Annotated in this window: 11 protein-coding genes and 2 tRNA genes; 12 read left to right on the top strand and 1 reads right to left on the bottom strand. The window is 73.9% G+C overall.

The annotated features are described in order from the left end of the window. Positions 1–26: 26 nt before the first annotated feature. Together ACIGO8_RS13755 and ACIGO8_RS13750 are read left to right on the top strand one after the other, a co-directional pair. A tRNA-Ser gene (locus tag ACIGO8_RS13755) sits at positions 27–117 on the top strand. A 285-nt stretch (positions 118–402) separates the two neighbouring features. Continuing rightward, positions 403–475, top strand: a tRNA-Arg gene (locus ACIGO8_RS13750). Positions 476–591: 116 nt separating this feature from the next. On the opposite strand, the gene ACIGO8_RS13745 is transcribed toward ACIGO8_RS13750, so the two are convergent. After that, positions 592–1,455, bottom strand: coding sequence for a hypothetical protein (locus tag ACIGO8_RS13745; RefSeq protein ID WP_399728799.1), 864 nt, complete (start codon positions 1,453–1,455; stop codon positions 592–594). A 98-nt stretch (positions 1,456–1,553) separates the two neighbouring features. Here ACIGO8_RS13745 and ACIGO8_RS13740 point away from each other — a divergent pair, with 98 nt between their 5' ends. The 10 genes from ACIGO8_RS13740 (at position 1,554) to ACIGO8_RS13695 (ending at position 13,225) form a co-directional block, all read left to right on the top strand. Then, the gene (locus ACIGO8_RS13740; RefSeq protein WP_399728796.1) at positions 1,554–2,195 is read left to right on the top strand and encodes a histone deacetylase; all 642 of its coding nucleotides are present in this window, start codon (positions 1,554–1,556) and stop codon (positions 2,193–2,195) included. A gap of 66 nt (positions 2,196–2,261) precedes the next feature. After that, positions 2,262–3,149, top strand: a complete 888-nt coding sequence (locus tag ACIGO8_RS13735; RefSeq protein WP_399728793.1) for a Bro-N domain-containing protein — start codon at positions 2,262–2,264, stop codon at positions 3,147–3,149. A 53-nt stretch (positions 3,150–3,202) separates the two neighbouring features. Further along, positions 3,203–4,072, top strand: a complete 870-nt coding sequence (locus tag ACIGO8_RS13730; protein ID WP_399728790.1) for a DUF2797 domain-containing protein — start codon at positions 3,203–3,205, stop codon at positions 4,070–4,072. Positions 4,073–4,170: 98 nt separating this feature from the next. Next, the gene (locus tag ACIGO8_RS13725) at positions 4,171–4,506 is read left to right on the top strand and encodes an antibiotic biosynthesis monooxygenase family protein (protein WP_399728787.1); all 336 of its coding nucleotides are present in this window, start codon (positions 4,171–4,173) and stop codon (positions 4,504–4,506) included. Continuing rightward, a complete protein-coding gene (locus ACIGO8_RS13720) occupies positions 4,493–5,500 on the top strand; it encodes an amidohydrolase family protein (protein ID WP_399728784.1) in 1,008 nt (335 codons plus the stop codon). The genes ACIGO8_RS13725 and ACIGO8_RS13720 overlap by 14 nt, the downstream gene beginning before the upstream one ends. Before the next feature lie 41 nt (positions 5,501–5,541). Next, entirely contained in the window at positions 5,542–6,291 is a 750-nt protein-coding gene (locus ACIGO8_RS13715; RefSeq protein ID WP_399728781.1) for a response regulator transcription factor, read from the top strand. 6 nt (positions 6,292–6,297) lie between these two features. Next, positions 6,298–7,836, top strand: coding sequence for a sensor histidine kinase (locus ACIGO8_RS13710; protein WP_399728779.1), 1,539 nt, complete (start codon positions 6,298–6,300; stop codon positions 7,834–7,836). 225 nt (positions 7,837–8,061) lie between these two features. Further along, entirely contained in the window at positions 8,062–9,348 is a 1,287-nt protein-coding gene (locus tag ACIGO8_RS13705) for a glycosyltransferase (protein WP_399728775.1), read from the top strand. Next, positions 9,345–11,627 carry an ArnT family glycosyltransferase gene (locus ACIGO8_RS13700; protein ID WP_399728772.1) on the top strand — a complete coding sequence of 761 codons (2,283 nt, stop codon included), beginning with the start codon at positions 9,345–9,347 and terminating at the stop codon, positions 11,625–11,627. Before ACIGO8_RS13705 ends, ACIGO8_RS13700 begins: the two co-directional genes overlap by 4 nt. Positions 11,628–11,701: 74 nt before the next feature. Further along, a complete protein-coding gene (locus tag ACIGO8_RS13695; RefSeq protein WP_399728769.1) occupies positions 11,702–13,225 on the top strand; it encodes an MFS transporter in 1,524 nt (507 codons plus the stop codon). Positions 13,226–13,235 lie beyond the last annotated feature (10 nt).

The following is a 13,235-nucleotide window of genomic DNA, read 5'->3' as shown; positions in this document are numbered from 1 at the left end:
ACCTTCCGCGCACGCGCGGAGTGCAGGGAGGCGTCGCCTAGTCCGGTCTATGGCGCCGCACTGCTAATGCGGTTTGGGTCTTAAAGCCCATCGAGGGTTCAAATCCCTCCGCCTCCGCCCTCACCGAAGCCCCGGTCCACCCGACCGGGGCTTCGCCCGTTCCCGGACCGGCCCGCGCGCGATCTCCACCGCCCGCCTGTGACCCCGGTCTCTTTTCCCCGATTCCAGCCCCGCCGGACGCCACGTCCTCTCCGGGCCCGCCAGCCACCCTTGGAACGTTTTCGCAGGTCGCAAGGGGTGTGGCCAATGGATTTCACATGACGGCGGCAGTCATGTAATGTTCTTCCTGTCGCCGCGAGCGGGCCGAAAGGCCGGGGAGCGGAGGCGGAAAACAAAAAACAAGCACTCGTAGCTTAACGGATAGAGCATCTGACTACGGATCAGAAGGTTGCAGGTTCGAATCCTGCCGAGTGCACAGAGACAAGAGGCCCGGACGAGAGTCCGGGCCTCTTGCGTTGTGGGCATCGTGCCGCGCGATCTCGGGCGCCAGGTGCGACGGCCGGACGGGAGACGGCTGGCGGCCGGGGCCGGTCAGCCCTGTTGGGAGGGGTCGGTGCCGTGGAGGGTGGCGGCGGAGGCGGCCTGGGGGGCGGCGCAGGGTTGCTGTTCGTCGGCGGGGGCCAGCCAGAGCGGTATCCGGCGGGACGCGGTGGGCGAGGAGTCCATGCGCAGGTAGTGGCAGGCGCCGTTGAGGCGCAGGGCGACGGCGTACGTTCCGGGGCCGGCGGGCCGGCCGGAGACCTCGGTCACCGTGTCGCCGGCGGCGATCAGGCGCTGGTCCTTCAGGAAGTCCACCGCGCCCTCCGGGGTGTGGGCGTGGCCCGCGGTCGGCAGCGGGCGGTAGGCGGTCACGCCGGCCGGCTGCCGCGCGAGCAGGACGCCCATCTGTGCCGCCAGGCTGCCGGGACGGCCGTCGGTCCGTGCGGGGCACGGCATGCCGGACTGCCGCACGCTGTGCGCGCCGACGCCGAAGGTGTAGCGGTAGCAGCGGACCGGATAGGCGGTCACGGCCACGGTCCCGGTGCCCGGCGGCGTCAGTCCCAGCATCACCTCCGCCGTGTGGAGGTCGCCCGCGCCGCGGTTGCGTTCGTTGCCGGAACTCAGCAGCACTCCGCCGTGCGCCTCGACATGGGCGACGAGCGTGCCCTCGGTGAACCGCCCGCCGTAGCTCCGGCCGCCCGACGAGAGGCCCACCCGAAGATCCGCCCGCAGCTCCTCGGCGATCTCGGCCGCCTGGGCCTCGACGCCGGACGTGTCCGGTGCGGAGATCCGCTGGTAGAGCAAGGTGCCGCCGACTCCCGCCGCCGCCGCGACGAGCGCGGTCACCGCGCACAGCAGGACCCGCCCCGGCCCGGACCGCCGGTCCTCCCGGGCTTCGGCAACCGGCGTCGTCATCCCTGTCCCCCTGTCGGCTGAACCTCTCCGGGCGCTCCCGGACCGCCGCGATCCTCGCACGCCGGTACGACGGGCCGGAGGCGATAACGTCGGCCGGCATGAGCGGTGAGGACGGTTTCGTCTGGTACGCGGCGTACGGCTCCAACACGCACCGGGCGCGGCTGCGTACGTATCTCGTGAGGTGCCGGGAGACGGACGAGCCCCGCCAGTCACGGGCTTTGGAGCTGGGCGGAGCGGTGTATTTCGCCACCGAGTCGCCCGTCTGGGGCGGCGGACGCGGTTTCTACGATCCCGAGGCCGGCGGGAAGGTGCTCGCGCGGGCGCACCTCGTCACCGCCGGGCAGTTCTCCGACATCCTCGCCCTGGAGATGTACCGGGAGCCCGGCACGGACCTCGATCTGAGCGAGGCCGTGACGAGCGGACGGGCCGAACTCGGGCCCGGGCGCTACGAGACGGTGGTCTGCCCCGGCCGTATCGACGGCGTGCCCCTGGTCGCCCTCACCGCGCCCTGGGCGGTGGACGAGGTGGAGCTGCGGGAGCCGGCCGAGGCGTACGTACGGCACATCGCCGCCGGGCTGCGCGAGTCCGGGGCCTGGGCGGCCGAGGAGATCGCCGACTACGTGGCCGCCTGCCCGGGAGCGGCGGGGCGCTGGACGGCCGAGGCGGTCCTCGCCCTGATGCCGGAGGCGGAACGCAAGGACGGTGAGGGCGACGCGCCCGATTCCCACACCTTTGGGTGAACCGGACTGATTTCCATGTCAGTTGAATATGCCCTCGGCCTACCGTGCAGGTGGAGGTGATGTCCGATGAACGCCCTCGACATCGACGACTTCGTGTACGCCGCCACCGGAGCCCGACTGCGCCGGCTCACCCTGGAGGACGGGAGCCACTGGTTCCCGGCCGTGGACGTGGCCCGTCAGCTCGGATACGCCAGCGCACGGCAGGCCCTCCGCGCGCACGTCGACGACGCCCTGCACACCACGCTCGCCGAACTGCCCGTCACCCGGCACCGCCCGACAACGGAACTCCGGCACTCCACCCGGATGGTGTGCCTCGAAGGGCTCGTGCAGCTGGTCAACGCCTCCGGCCGGACGGAAGCCGCGCCCTTCAAGTCCTGGGTCGCCCACCTCGTCGCCGCCGTGCAGCGCGACGGGTCCTACGGGCTCGAACCGGCGCCCGGGCACGCCGGGTTCGTGCAGCCCCAGCCCCTTCTCGACGCACTCGTACGGCGCGAGGCGCGCGATCTTCAGCGACCCGACAGCTTCGACGACCACCTCGACGACCACCTCGACGAACTGCGTGCCGAACTGCGCGACGAGGCGCGCGACGGACTGAGCGACGAACTCCGCGACGAGGCGTGCGACCAGCAGGAGACCGTCGGCGTCGCCGCCTGCGTGGAGCGGGTCGCGGTGCCCGCCCAGCGGTCCGGGCCCGCGCTCACCGCGGAGCAGCTCCTCGACTCCTGGTGCGAGCGGAACGCCGTCGTGGGCGACGACGTCCATGCCGTCGCCGCCTGTCTCGCGCCCGCCCTCGTCCGGGGCGGCGTCCGCTACCGCCTCGACGAGGTCGCCCGCCGCACCGGCCTGAGCGCCGAGCGCGTCCGCGACTGCGTCCGCGTCCTCGTCGAACGCGGCTGCATGCGCTACGCCGGCCGGTCGGGCTCGGACGGCGGGCTGCTGTACGTGCTGCCCTAGGGGGACCCCTTTGCCGTTGCCGCGTTGTCGGTGCCGCGTACGACACTGGACCCATGGTGTGGCGGAGTGCCGGGATCTCGTGGCGCGGCGGTGCGCCCAGCCTGCGCTGGGAGGGCGGCCGCGTCAGCTCCCTCGCGTACGGCAGGGACATCGCCTTCCGGGCCGTGGGCGAGCGGCGGTGCGGCGGCGCCCGCGGGAATCCCTGCCCCCTGCGCGCCGTCGTGCCCGGGCGCGCCACCGGCGGGCGGTGCGCCGAGTGCGCGCGCCTGGACCGGGCGCACTCCGTGGCCGCCGACACCGTCGCCGACGACCCCCGCCCGTACCGCGTCTATCTCGCCTGGTTCGGACCGGGACTCCTCAAGGTCGGGATCACCGCCGAGGAGCGCGGCGACGCCCGGCTCCTCGAACAGGGCGCGGTCGCCTTCAGCTGGCTCGGCCGCGGGCCGCTGATGGCCGCGCGCCGGACCGAGGAGGTGCTGCGGCACGCGCTCGCCGTGCCCGACCGCATCCCGTACGCCCGCAAGCGCGCCGTGCGGCACGCGCTGCCGCCCGCCGCCGAGCGGGAGCGCGCGCTCGCCGAGCTGTACGGGCGGGCCGCCGGCGTCCCCGCCTGGGCCGAGACCCTGGAGGCGCTGCCCTGCCGGGTGCACGACCACGCGGCCGCCTTCCGGCTCGACGCCCTCGTCCCGTACGCGGCCGGGCCCGTCGCCGGGCACGTGGTCACCGAGCTCGTCGACGGCGGTGTCGTCGCCGGGCGGCTGCTCGCCGCCGCCGGACCCGATCTCCATCTCCTCGCGCCCGGCCGGCGGCCGCTGGTCCTCGACACCCGGCTGCTGACGGGCTGGGAGCTGGTGAGCGCCGCCCCGGACGAGCCGGTCAGCGTGCCGCTGACCCGCGAGGACCTCCAGGACCAGCTCTTCTGAGCCGTCCAGGGGCCGCCGAAGGTGTGAACCGTAAAGTCTTGGATCCCTTCCGGCGGTCTCCATGGACACCGCCCGGGCCGCCCGCGCAGGGTGATCACATGACCCAGAGCCTGGTGGCGGGCCTCGAACCGCCCTACTACACCGCTGTCTTCACCTCCGTCCGACCCGACGACCCCGAGGGCTACGCCGAGACCAGCGCCCGAATGCAGGAGCTCGTCCAGGACGTGCCCGGCTTCCTCGGATACGAGTCGGCCCGCACGCCCGGAGGCATCGGCATCACCGTCGCCTACTTCCGCGACCTGGACGGGATCGCCGCCTGGCGGCACCACCCCGAGCACCTGGCCGCGAAGGAGCACGGGCGCGAGCACTGGTACGACAGCTACCGCGTCCACATCGGCAAGGTGGAGAGGACCTACGGCTTTGAGCGGGGCTGACCAGGCCGGCCAGGCTTCCCCACCGGGCCCGGCCGCCCCCGCCGCCCCCGCCGCCCACGCCGGCGAGGCCGCCCCACACGCCCCACACGCCCCGGTCGGCGAGGCCGGCGAGGCCGGCGAGATCAGGGGCTTCGCGCGGCGCCTCGGCATTCCCGGGCTCGTCGACGTCCACACCCACTTCATGCCCCGCAACGTCCTCGACAAGGTGTGGGCCTACTTCGACTCCGCCGGGCCCCTCACCGGCCTGGAGTGGCCCATCACCTACCGGGAGGAGGAGGACCGGCGGGTCGCGCTGCTCCGCGAGTTCGGCGTCCTCGCCTTCACCTCGATGCTCTATCCGCACAAGGCCGGCATGGCCGCCTGGCTCAACGACTGGGCCGACGGCTTCGCCCGCCGCACGCCCGACTGCCTCCACACCGCCACGCTCTTCCCCGAGCCGGCCGCCGCCGGCTACGTCCGCCAGGCCCTCGACCGCGGGGCCCGCGTCTTCAAGGTGCACCTCCAGGTCGGCGCCTTCGACCCGAACGACCCGCTGCTCGACGACGTGTGGGGCACGATCGAGGAGGCGGAGGTCCCCGTCGTCATCCACTGCGGCTCGGGGCCCGCGCCCGGCGCGTACACCGGGCCGGGGCCGGTCGGGCGGCTGCTCGCCCGCCGTCCGCGGCTGCGGCTGGTCGTCGCGCACATGGGCATGCCGGAGTACGCCGACTTCCTCGACCTCGCCGAGCGGTACGAGGGCGTCCACCTCGACACCACCATGGCCTTCACCGACTTCAGCGAACGCTTCGCGCCCTTCCCGGCCGAGCTGCTCAAGCGCCTGCGGGACCTGGGCGAGCGGATCCTGCTCGGCTCCGACTTCCCCAACATCCCCTACCCGTACGTCCATCAGCTCCACGCCCTCGAACGCCTCGGGCTCGGCGACGACTGGCTGCGGGCCGTCTGCCACGACAACGGCGCCCGCCTCTTCGCGCTTTCTCAGGGAATTCACAGCTGAGCGAAAGACCCGTCTCAGCCGGCCCGGACAGCGTGTCCGCCATGACTGCGACCACTCCTCGTCCGCGTACCGACCAGCGCGCCGGCCTGCTGCGCGCCGACGGATCCGCCGTCCGCGTCCTCGTCGTCGACGACGAGGCCTCGCTCGCCGAACTGCTGTCGATGGCCCTGCGCTACGAGGGCTGGCAGGTGCACAGCGCGGGCGACGGGGCCGGGGCGCTGCGGGTGGCCCGCTCGTTCCGGCCCGATGTCGTCGTGCTCGACATGATGCTGCCCGACATGGACGGGCTCTCCGTCCTCGGGCGGCTGCGGCGCGAGCTGCCCGAGGTGCCGGTGCTGTTCCTGACCGCCAAGGACGCGGTCGAGGACCGGATCGCCGGGCTCACGGCGGGCGGCGACGACTACGTCACCAAGCCCTTCAGCCTGGAGGAGGTGGTGGCGCGGCTGCGCGGCCTGATCCGGCGCTCCGGGGCCGCGCAGGCGCGCAGCGAGTCGCTGCTCACGGTCGGGGACCTGACGCTCGACGAGGACAGTCACGAGGTGACCCGCGGCGGCGAGCCGATCCATCTGACCGCCACCGAGTTCGAGCTGCTGCGCTATCTGATGCGCAACCCGCGCCGGGTGCTGAGCAAGGCGCAGATCCTGGACCGGGTGTGGTCGTACGACTTCGGTGGCCAGGCCAACGTGGTCGAGCTCTACATCTCCTACCTGCGTCGGAAGATCGACGCGGGCCGCAGCCCGATGATCCACACCCGGCGCGGGGCCGGCTATCTGATCAAGCCGGGAGAGTAGTCCGCCGTGCCCGTTCCCGGCTCGGTCACCGGGCGCCGCGGCCGGCGGCCGTGGTCGCTGCGGACCCGGCTCGTCGTCTCCGCCGTCGCGCTGATCGCGGTCGTCTGCGCGGTGATCGGGACGGTGACGACGATCGCGTTCCGTTCCTATCTGTACGAGCAGGCGGACACCCGGCTGCGGGAGGTCGCCAACCGGGCCGCCGGCCCGCCGCCCACCTCTGCCGGGCCCTCGCCGGGCGGCTTCGACACGCCGCTCGGCTTCGTCATCGGACCCGGCGCGCCGCTCGGCACCGTCGGCGCGCGGGTGGTGTCAGGGCAGCTGACCTCGGCGGACGTCTCCGTACGGCCGGAGGACGGCGTGTACGGGCCGCGGTACCGGATCGAGCCGCTCGCCGCCGCCCAGACCGCCGCGCTCGCGACCGTGCCGCGCGACGGCGAGCCGCACACCGTGGCGCTGCCCGGCGGCCTCGGCGACTACCGCGTGCAGTACGCCACCGGCAAGAACGGCGACTACCTCATCGGCCTGCCGCTCGCCGACGTCCAGGACGCCCTGGCGACGCTCGTCGTGGTCGAACTGAGCGTCACGGGCGCCGGGCTCGTCGCCGCCGCGCTGGCCGGGACCGTGCTCGTACGGATCGCGCTGACGCCGCTGCGCCGGGTCGCCGCCACCGCCGCCCAGGTGTCCCGGCTGCCGCTGCACAGCGGCGAGGTGGCGCTCGACCACCGGGTGCCGGAGGCGCAGGCCGATCCGCGCACCGAGGTCGGGCAGGTCGGCGCGGCCATCAACCGCATGCTGGACCACGTGCGTTCGGCGCTGGAGGCGCGTCAGCGCAGCGAGACGCGGGTCCGGCAGTTCGTCGCCGACGCCAGCCACGAGCTTCGCACGCCGCTCGCCTCGATCCGCGGATACGCGGAGCTGACCCGGCGCGGCCGGGGCCGGGGCGGGGAGGAGTGCGGGCCCGACACCCGCCACGCGCTCGGCCGCATCGAGTCGGAGGCGACGCGGATGACGGGTCTGGTGGAGGACCTGCTGTTGCTGGCGCGGCTCGACACCGGACGCCCGCTCTCGTACGAGAGCACCGATCTCTCCCGGCTCGTCGTGGACGCCGTCTCCGACGCCCGCGCCGCCGGGCCGGCCCACCACTGGCGCCTCGAACTGCCCGACGGCGGCGCGGCGGTGAAGATCCCGGCCGACGACGCCCGAATTCACCAGGTCCTGGTCAACCTGCTCGCCAACGCCCGCACCCACACGCCGCCCGGCACGACCGTCACGGCCCGGCTGCGGGCCGACGCCGGCCGCGCGGTCGTCGAGGTCGAGGACGACGGGCCGGGAATCCCGGCGCGGCTGCTGCCGTCCGTCTTCGAGCGGTTCGCCCGCGGCGACGCCTCACGGTCCCGGCAGGCCGGCAGCCCCGGGGCCGCGGGCAGCACCGGTCTCGGGCTCGCCATCGTCCGCGCGGTCGTCCTCGCCCACGGCGGCGAGGTGACCGCCGACAGCGCGCCCGGCCGCACGCTCTTCACCGTGTCCCTGCCGAGGACGCGCTGAGGCGGTGGGCGGACCGGCGGGCCCGCTGAGGCGGTGGGCGGCGCGGTCGATCCACCGTTCACCGGCGGGCCCGCCGACTCTCGGCGGCCCGGTCGGCCCGGTCGGCCCGGTCGGCCCGGTCGGCTCGCCGGCGGACGCGCGGACTCACAGCTGACCGGTCGACTCACAGCCCCGCCACAGGCTCGGCACACGGCCGTGACAGCGGGCCCGGCGAGGGTCGGGGGCATGCAAACGACAGTGTCCGCCGAAACCCTTCCCGCCCGGGAGCACCTTCCCGTGGGCGCGGCCGGCCGGCCCGTCCTCGACGTCGTGATCCCCGTCCACAACGAGGAGAAGGACCTGGAGCCGTGCGTCCTGCGGCTCCACGAGCACCTCCACCGCACCTTCCCGTACGACTTCCGCATCACCGTCGCCGACAACGCCTCCACCGACTCCACTCCGCAGGTGGCCCGTGACCTCGCCGGCCGGCTGCCCGGCACCGTCCGTTCCGTACGGCTCGACGAGAAGGGCCGCGGCCGGGCGCTGCGGGCGGTGTGGTCGGCGTCGGAGGCGCCGGTCCTCGCGTACATGGACGTGGATCTGTCCACCGACCTCAACGCGCTGCTGCCGCTCGTCGCGCCGCTCATCTCCGGTCACTCCGACCTGGCGATCGGCTCCCGTCTCGCCCGCTCCTCGCGGGTGGTGCGCGGCCCCAAGCGGGAGTTCGTCTCCCGCGCCTACAACCTGATCCTGCGCGGCTCGCTCGCCGCCCGCTTCTCGGACGCGCAGTGCGGCTTCAAGGCGATACGGCGTGAGGTCGCCGAGCGGCTGCTGCCGATGGTCGAGGACACGGGCTGGTTCTTCGACACCGAGATGCTGGTGCTGGCCGAACGGGCCGGGCTGCGCATCCACGAGGTGCCGGTCGACTGGGTCGACGACCCGGACTCGAGCGTGCACATCGTGCGCACCGCCACCGACGACCTGAAGGGCGTGTGGCGGGTGGGGCGGGCGCTCGCGACCGGGTCGCTGCCGCTGGACCGGCTGGCCCGGCCGTTCGGCGACGACCCCCGGGACCGCGAACTGAGCGGCGTGCCGGGCGGTCTCGCCCGCCAGCTGGTCGGCTTCTGCGTCGTCGGGGCCCTGTCCACCCTCTTCTATCTGGCCCTCTACTCCCTCTTCCGGCTCGGCGCCGGCCCTCAACTCGCCAACGCCGCCGCCCTGCTGGTCTCGGCCGTCGCCAACACGGCCGCGAACCGCCGGCTCACCTTCGGCGTACGAGGACGCGACCGGGCCGCCCGCCACCAGGCGCAGGGGCTCGTCGTCTTCGGCATCGGCCTGGCCCTGACCAGCGGCTCGCTCGCCGCGCTCGGGGCGGCGACGGGCGATCCGGGCCACTCGACCGGACTGGCCCACTCCACCGAGCTCGCCGTGCTCGTCGTGGCCAACCTCGCCGCGACCGTCGTGCGCTTCCTCCTCTTCCGCCTCTGGGTCTTCCCGGAGCGCGCCTCCCGTACAAGGACCTCCACACGATGACCTCCCCGACCCCGGCTCCGACCCCGGCCCCGACCCCGGCCTCGGCCCCGACCCCAACCCCGAGCCCGCCCCCGACCCTGCCGCGGCGGCTGTGGCGCGGTCGCCCCGAGGACGCGCCCTGGGTGCGGCCCGCCCTCTACGGCCTGCTGCTCGCCACCGCCGTGCTCTATCTCTGGAACCTGAGCGCCGGCGGCTACGCCAACTCCTTCTACTCCGCCGCCGTCCAGGCCGGCAGCGAGAGCTGGAAGGCCTTCTTCTTCGGCTCGCTCGACGCGGCGAACGCCATCACCGTCGACAAGCCGCCGGCCGCGCTGTGGCCGATGGCCCTGTCGGTGCGGCTCTTCGGCCTGGGCTCCTGGCAGATCCTGGTGCCCGAGGTGCTGATGGGCGTGGCGACGGTCGCCGTCCTGTACGCGGCCGTCCGCCGCCGCTTCGGCGCGGGCGCCGGTCTGATCGCGGGCGCGGTGCTCGCGCTCACCCCGGTCGCCGCGCTGATGTTCCGCTTCAACAACCCGGACGCGCTGCTCGCGCTGCTGACGACGGTCGCCGTCTACTGCGTCCTGCGCGCCGTGGAGCTGGACGGCGGGGCGGCGCGGTGGCTGGTGTGGGCGGGCGTGGCGCTGGGCTTCGCCTTCCTCGCCAAGACGCTGCAGGCCTTCCTGATCCTGCCGGTGCTCGCGCTCGTGTACGTGGTGTGCGCGCCGGGCGGCATCGGGCGGCGGCTCGGCCGGCTCGGCCTGGGCGGGCTCGCGCTGCTGGTGTCGGCGGGCTGGTGGGTGGCCCTGGTCGAACTGTGGCCCGCGTCCTCCCGCCCGTACGTCGGCGGCTCGCAGAACAACAGCTTCCTGGAGCTCACCTTCGGCTACAACGGGCTGGGCCGGCTCAACGGCGACGAGGTCGGCAGCGTCGGCGGCGGAGGCCGCGGCGGTCGCGGTGGTCCGGGCGGCCTGGAGCTGCCGCCGGGCGCCGAGTTCGCGGGCGGACCGGGCGGGCCGGGCGGCGGTGGCCGTGGTGGCGGCGGCTGGGGCGAGACGGGCCTCGGCCGGATGTTCAACGACCAGGTCGGCGGCCAGATCTCCTGGCTGCTGCCGGCCGCGCTGATCCTGCTGGTCGCGGGCCTGGTGGTGACCTGGCGGGCGTCGCGTACGGACACGGCGCGGGCGGCGTTCCTGATGTGGGGCGGTGCGCTGCTGATGACGACGGCCGTCTTCAGCTTCATGGCCGGCATCTTCCACGAGTACTACACGGTGGCGATGGCTCCGTATCTCGCGGCCCTCGTCGGCATGGGCGCGGCGGTGCTGTGGGAGGAGCGGGGCCGGCTGCCCGCCTCGGCCGCCCTGGCGCTGGTGGCGGGCGGGACGGCGGTGTGGGGCTGGGTGCTGCTCGGCCGTACGCCGGACTGGCAGCCGTGGCTGCGGTGGGCGGTGCTCGTCGCGGGCGGCGCGGCCGCGGTGGCGCTGTTCCTCGCGGGACGCCTCGGCCGGCGCGTCGGCCTCGCGGCGGCGGGTCTCGGCCTCGCGGCGAGCCTGGCCGGCCCCTTCGCGTACACGCTGGCGACGCTGGCCGACGGGCACCAGGGCTCGATCGTGACGGCGGGCCCGGCGGGCGCGGCGGGCGCGGCGACGGGCGGCCGCGGCCCGGGCATGCGCGGTGGCGGCATGCCGATGTTCGTCCTGTACGGGCCGGGCCCGGCCGGGCAGGGCCAGGCACCGGCCGGCCAGGGCGGTCCCGGCGGCGCCAACGGTCCCGCCGGTCCCGCCGGTCCCGGCGGTCAGGGCCGGGCTCCCGGTCAGGCTCCCGGTGGCCAGGCTCCCGGCGGGCAGGGGCAGGGTGGCCAGGGGCAGGGTGGCCAGGCCCCCGGCGGTGGCGCGCGGCTTCCGGAGGGCGTGCGGCCCGGCACGGTCGGCGGTCTGCTCAACGGCGCGAACGTCCGTAGCGCCGCCAAGGCCAAGCTGCTCGCCGGCGCCGACGACTACACCTGGGCCGCCGCGACCGTCGGCGCCCAGAACGCGGCCAGCTATCAGCTCGCCACCGAGAAGCCGGTCATGGCGATCGGCGGCTTCAACGGCAGCGACCCGTCGCCGACCCTCGCGCAGTTCCAGCAGTACGTCGCCGAGGGCAGGATCCACTACTTCATCGCCTCCGGCGGCATGGGCGGCGGCGGTATGGGCGGTGGCGGCACGGGCGGCGGCAGCGCGATCACCTCGTGGGTCGAGGCCACCTTCGAGAAGTCCACGGTGGACGGCGCCACCTTCTACGACCTGACCCGGAAGAAATAATCCCTATACAGCGTACGAGGGTTCCTATACGGTGTACGAGTCCTTGAGCCTCGTACACCGTATAAGGAGTTGCCATGACGGCGTCGACCGCCGCGAACGAACCGGCCGCCACCGGCGGCCACCCGCAGCGCTGGCTGATCCTCGGCGTCATCTGCCTGGCCCAGCTCACCGTGCTGCTCGACAACACCGTGCTCAGCGTCGCCATCCCGTCGCTGACCACCGAACTCCACGCGTCCACCAGCGACATCCAGTGGATGATCAACGCCTATTCGCTCGTCCAGTCCGGTCTGCTCCTCACCGCGGGCAACGCCGCCGACCGCTACGGCCGCAAGAAGCTCCTCGCCCTCGGCCTCGCGCTCTTCGGCCTCGGCTCGCTCACCGCCGGACTCGCCGGGTCCACCGGCCAGCTGATCGCCGCCCGCGCCGGCATGGGCGTCGGCGGCGCGCTCCTGATGACCACGACCCTCGCCGTCGTCATGCAGATCTTCGACGACTCCGAGCGGGTCAAGGCCATCGCGCTCTGGTCCACGGTCGCCTCGCTCGGCTTCGCCGGCGGCCCGCTGATCGGCGGCGTGATCCTCGACCACTTCTGGTGGGGAATGATCTTCCTGATCAACATCCCGGTCGCCGTCATCGGCCTGGTCGCCGTCCTCAAGCTGGTCCCCGAGTCCAAGAACCCGCAGGGCGAGCGGCCCGACCTGCTGGGCGCGCTGCTCTCCACCATCGGCATGACCGCCGTCGTCTACGCGATCATCAGCGGCCCCGGGCACGGCTGGCTCTCCGCGCAGGTCCTGGTCCCGGCCGCCGTCGGTGTCCTCGGCCTCGGTGCCTTTGCGCTGTGGGAGCTGCGCACCCCGTACCCGATGCTCGACATGCACTTCTTCCGGAACCAGAAGTTCATCGGCGCCATCGGCGGCTCGATCCTGGTCGTCTTCGGCATGGGCGGCTCGCTCTTCCTGCTCACCCAGCACCTGCAGTTCGTCCTCGGTTACGAGCCGCTCGAAGCCGGTCTGCGGATGGCGCCGCTCGCCCTGACGATCGTCGGCCTCAACCTGACCGGTGTCGGACCGAAGATCGTCATGAAGCTCGGTACGCCGCCCACCGTCGTCCTCGGCATGACGCTGGTCGCCGCCGGCCTCACCTCGATCTCGCTGCTCGGCGGCGGCACGGACGGCAGCTACTGGGGCATGCTGCTCGGCCTCGTCCTCATGGGCGTCGGCATCGCCGTGTCCTCGCCGGCCATGGCCAACGCGGTGATGAGCGCCATCCCGCCGGAGAAGGCGGGCGTGGGCGCCGGCATCAACGGCACCCTCGCCGAGTTCGGCAACGGCCTGGGCGTCGCCGTCCTCGGTGCCGTGCTCAACGCCCGCTTCGCCGCGCTCGTCGCCGTGACCGCGACCTCGCTCCCGGCCGCCCTCGCGGCCGCGGGCGGCGACGCCGAGCGGCAGCAGATCTCCGACGCCTTCGCCTCCGGCCTGCAGACCAGCCAGCTGGTCGGCGCGGTCGCCGTCTTCGCCGGCGGTCTGCTCGCCGCGGCCCTGCTCAAGCGGGCCGAGCGGGCGGAGGAGCGGGCGAAGCAGCCCGCGATGGCTGCCTAGCATGGTCACG

This window comes from Streptomyces sp. NPDC053493 (genome assembly GCF_044544825.1).
GTDB lineage: Bacteria > Actinomycetota > Actinomycetes > Streptomycetales > Streptomycetaceae > Streptomyces.
The sequence above is the reverse complement of the archived record's forward strand: the minus strand, read 5'-3'. Positions and strand labels throughout refer to the sequence as shown.

What these genes read in the sequence shown, in the direction of transcription:
- ACIGO8_RS13745 (WP_399728799.1), bottom strand. Translation starts at nt 1,455, where the DNA reads ATGACGACGCCGGTTGCCGAAGCCCGGGAGGACCGGCGGTCCGGGCCG.
- ACIGO8_RS13740 (WP_399728796.1), top strand. Translation starts at nt 1,554, where the DNA reads ATGAGCGGTGAGGACGGTTTCGTCTGGTACGCGGCGTACGGCTCCAAC.
- ACIGO8_RS13735 (WP_399728793.1), top strand. Translation starts at nt 2,262, where the DNA reads ATGAACGCCCTCGACATCGACGACTTCGTGTACGCCGCCACCGGAGCC.
- ACIGO8_RS13730 (WP_399728790.1), top strand. Translation starts at nt 3,203, where the DNA reads ATGGTGTGGCGGAGTGCCGGGATCTCGTGGCGCGGCGGTGCGCCCAGC.
- ACIGO8_RS13725 (WP_399728787.1), top strand. Translation starts at nt 4,171, where the DNA reads ATGACCCAGAGCCTGGTGGCGGGCCTCGAACCGCCCTACTACACCGCT.
- ACIGO8_RS13715 (WP_399728781.1), top strand. Translation starts at nt 5,542, where the DNA reads ATGACTGCGACCACTCCTCGTCCGCGTACCGACCAGCGCGCCGGCCTG.
- ACIGO8_RS13705 (WP_399728775.1), top strand. Translation starts at nt 8,062, where the DNA reads ATGCAAACGACAGTGTCCGCCGAAACCCTTCCCGCCCGGGAGCACCTT.
- ACIGO8_RS13700 (WP_399728772.1), top strand. Translation starts at nt 9,345, where the DNA reads ATGACCTCCCCGACCCCGGCTCCGACCCCGGCCCCGACCCCGGCCTCG.
- ACIGO8_RS13695 (WP_399728769.1), top strand. Translation starts at nt 11,702, where the DNA reads ATGACGGCGTCGACCGCCGCGAACGAACCGGCCGCCACCGGCGGCCAC.